Genomic DNA, 2,927 nt, shown 5'->3' with positions numbered 1-2,927 from the left:
TCGCGGCCAGGACGTCGTTGAGGATGCTCGCCGTGAATCCCCACACGAGCATGCCGCGCACCCTGAACGCGGGCCCGGCGTACCCACTGGGGTGGCGCAGTGTGAGGCGGTTGCGCGAGTCGACCAGTTCGGCGATCGGCACCCGGGCCACGGCGTCGACCTCGTCCGGCGAGGCGGCGTGGACGGCACAGGGGGTGTGCCACCAGCCCAGCACCGGTGTGACCCGGTTGTCGCTGCGCCAGACGTACAGCTCCGGGAGCGTGCCGACGACGTCCACGCCGCTCGGGTCGAGCCCGGTCTCCTCCTCCGCCTCGCGCAGCGCCGCGGCGACCGGCCCGCCGTCGTCCGGGTCCACTCCACCGCCGGGGAACGCGGGCTGGCCGGCGTGGTTGCGTCCCTTCGAGCTGCGCTGGATCAGCAGCACGTCAGGGCCCTCCTCCGACTCCCCGAACAACAGCAGGACGGCCGCGGCGCGTCCGCCGTTCGCCGGTGGCCGCAGCGCCAGGGGGACGGGACGGTGGGCGGCGGTCGCCGCGAGATCCTTCAGCCAGCCGGGAACGGGCGCAGTCATGCGAAACCTCCTTGGGGGAAGCAACATTCGCGGTTTCCGGCAGCTTCCCGCCCCCGTGGCCGGTCCGCGGTCTCTTCCGCGTGAACTCTTCCGCACGAAGCGGCCGCCTGAGCCACGGGCGATGATCCGGCCCGGTCGCGGTGACCGGGAGTTTCAGGAGAAGGGGCCGGTGCGGACGAGCTTGGCCGCCTGCTCGGGATCGGTCGGGCCCTGGCCGAACGACGGGCAGAGGCTCGCCAGCGGGCACACCCCGCAGGCCGGCTTGCGTGCGTGGCAGATGCGGCGGCCGTGCCAGATCAGATAGTGCGACATGTCGGTCCACTGGCTCTTGGGGACCAGTTCGCCGACCTCGTGTTCGATCTTGACCGGGTCGGTCTCGGTGGTCCATCCGAAGCGACGGGTGAGGCGCTGGAAGTGGGTGTCCACCGTGATTCCGGGCACGTCGAAGGCGTTCCCGAGGACGACGTTCGCCGTCTTGCGTCCCACCCCCGGCAGGGTGACCATCTCTTTCAGCGTCCTTGGCACCTCACCGCCGAACCCGTCCCGCAACGCGATCGACAGGCCGATGATCGACTTCGTCTTCGCCCGGAAGAACCCCGTCGACTTGATGACCTCCTCGACGTCCTCCGGGTCGGCCGCGGCCAGATCCTCAGGTGTTGGATATTTGGCGAACAGTGCCGGAGTGACCATGTTGACGCGCACGTCGGTCGTCTGAGCCGACAACACCGTGGCGACCAGCAGTTCGAACGGGTTGGTGAAGTTCAACTCGCAGTGCGCGTCGGGGTAGGTCTCGGCCAGGATGCGGACCATCCTGCGGGCCCGCCGCACCAGCCCCAGCCTGGTCTCGCCCTGGAACCGCTTCGCCCTCTGCCTCGGGGTCACCTGCGTCGCCATGGCGTCCAGCGTAAGACCTCGGCACACCCCGGTTACCGCGCTCCGGCACGTCGCTCCATGGGCGCGAAGGGGGGACGCGCTCCATCCTTCCGGGCAGGACCACAGCGCGACGCGGATGAGCCGAACATCGGCTCCAGAAACTTTTGATCAACCTATGAAAGTTTCTAATGACCGCTTGATCGCTTTTGTCCACCGCCGACCTCAGCCACAGACCCGACGAGGCTCCGTGCCGCCGGACTAGACCGGCATGCGACGGCGCCGAGAAACTCCAGGCAGACGCCCTGAACGCGACTCCAGCCGCCGTCGATCCGCCGGGCGCGAGCGAGCATGAACAGGACGCGGAAGCCCTCGATTCGCCCGCCCTGACTCACCGGCCTGACCGGTACTCCGAAATCTTTCGAGCATTCTTGCCGCCGTTCAGGCTGGTAAAACCCCTCTTAATCGGTTCAGTCGATCGAAATGTTTCTTCATCTCATTGACACCTTTCAGCTACAAATCCATAATTACCGGCAGGTCGGCCACCTATCGACACCCACCTTGGCGATCAGCGTTCCACTGGAGGAACCGACATGATCGACATCGCCGTCTCCCGCGACAGACCACGCGGGCGCCCGGCCGGTGTGCGCGAGGCGCTCATCGCCAGGGGCGCCGGCATCCCTGGCACGAACTGATCCGTACGCGGTCCTTCGGCCGCCGCCTCTCCGGCGGAGCGGCGGCACACGTGGCGTGACGACCTCCGGAACCGCCACACCCACCCGAACGGCCCGGCCTCCTACCCACCCGCGCGCGGTGGCCTTCGCCTCCCCACCGCCACCGGCTCGTACGAGGCCGCCTCACCCCCCACCCCACAAGGAGGAAGCGCGCAGATGAACCACGTCCCCATCCATCCGGTGCGCCGCCGGCGCGGCCCCGTCAGGCTGCTCATCGGCCGGGTCTGCACCATGGCGCTGGCACTGCTCGGGGCCACGACGCTGCTGCTGCCGGGCGTCGCCCACGCGGCCGTCACCACCAACCAGACCGGCACCAACAACGGCTACTTCTTCTCGTTCTGGACCGACAGCCAGGGCACCGTCTCGATGGAACTGGGCTCCGGCGGCAACTACAGCACCTCGTGGCGCAACACCGGCAACTTCGTCGCCGGTAAGGGCTGGAGGACCGGCGGACGCAACACGGTGAGCTACTCCGGCAGCTTCAACCCGTCCGGCAACGCCTATCTCACCCTCTACGGGTGGACCAGGAACCCGCTGGTGGAGTACTACATCGTGGACAGCTGGGGCAGCTGGCGGCCCACGGGCACGTACAAGGGCACCGTCACCAGCGACGGCGGCACGTACGACATCTACCAGACCACCCGGTACAACGCTCCGTCCATCGACGGCAACCAGACGTTCAACCAGTACTGGAGCGTCCGGCAGCAGAAGCGCGTCGGCGGCACCATCACGGCGGGCAACCACTTCGACGC

3 protein-coding genes are annotated in these 2,927 nt (G+C 68.2%); 1 reads left to right on the top strand and 2 read right to left on the bottom strand.

Annotated features, from left to right (window positions below):
- Together IEY93_RS22535 and nth are read right to left on the bottom strand one after the other, a co-directional pair.
- Positions 1–571 (bottom strand): NUDIX hydrolase (locus tag IEY93_RS22535; RefSeq protein ID WP_189165103.1); only part of this gene is annotated, 571 nt, incomplete at its 3' end.
- A 153-nt stretch (positions 572–724) separates the two neighbouring features.
- A complete protein-coding gene (gene nth, locus IEY93_RS22530) occupies positions 725–1,465 on the bottom strand; it encodes an endonuclease III (RefSeq protein WP_189165102.1) in 741 nt (246 codons plus the stop codon).
- 866 nt (positions 1,466–2,331) lie between these two features.
- Between nth and IEY93_RS22525 the strand changes: the two genes are divergently transcribed.
- Positions 2,332–2,927 (top strand): glycoside hydrolase family 11 protein (locus tag IEY93_RS22525; RefSeq protein ID WP_189165101.1); only part of this gene is annotated, 596 nt, incomplete at its 3' end.

It is taken from the genome of Sphaerisporangium melleum (assembly GCF_014646695.1).
GTDB lineage: Bacteria > Actinomycetota > Actinomycetes > Streptosporangiales > Streptosporangiaceae > Sphaerisporangium > Sphaerisporangium melleum.
Note: the sequence above shows the minus strand (reverse complement) of the source record. Positions and strands in the feature narration are given on the sequence as shown.